Annotated in this window: 1 pseudogene; it reads right to left on the minus strand. The window is 27.5% G+C overall.

The features are described 5' to 3' along the window. Nucleotides 1–581: 581 nt before the first annotated feature. Nucleotides 582–847 (minus strand): annotated as a pseudogene (locus ACF91D_RS30895) (NADPH:quinone reductase); the annotation flags it as partial.

Consider the following 847-nt stretch of genomic DNA (forward strand, 5'->3'; position numbering starts at 1 on the left):
TTAAAAATCAGTCCTGTTTAATATAGAGCTTTTTTGTTTTCTAGTTGATTACTAATATTTTTCTAATAATTCAAATGGAATTTACAACTTTACACATACGAATAAAAAGTTTTAATGTATTCATGAGGTACTTATATCAAAATAATAAATCCGGGCGCATGGGATAGATATAAATGCAAAACAAATTACTGTAAAACACCTAGAAAATATCTTAAGCCAATTATGCCAGAAGGGCGGGGATGCTTAAGTGACAAGTCTTTAAGTCATTCCCTGAATAATACAAACAGCTAAAGCGATACATATAAGGCCAAAAATAAGATTGATAAGTAATTATGAGTTAATTCATTTAAATAATAAGTTGATATTCAAAATGTACCACGAAATTACAATTGAATTACGTTAGTTTGTAGATGGATATATACAAACTAAAGAGTGTTACATACACAAATATTACATTCAGCATGAAGAAACTGATTAAGTAAAGTTAATTTGAAGGGCATTGTAGAAATAAAATAAATCTACCTAATTGAATAGTCAACTTGTTTAATAAAAAGTGATAAAAGCAAAATAGGCTAGTATAATTAAATTTTTAGGATGGTTCTCCCTATATGTTCACCATTTAATAACTGTCGTATAATTTCATCAAATTCCTTGAAATTAATTTCATTATATAGAAGTGAACCACCTATGTTCCATTCTTCTGATAATTTTTTCCATATAGATTCTCGAGTCTTATAATCAACATATACAGAATCTATACCAATTAATTTTATCCCTCTAAGAATAAAAGGAAGAATATTTGCGTTTAATTTATTACCTGCTACATTACCACAAACAGTAGCGCTTC

The sequence above is a fragment of the Staphylococcus sp. 231237_7MaSpsaltlick genome, from assembly GCF_043107035.1.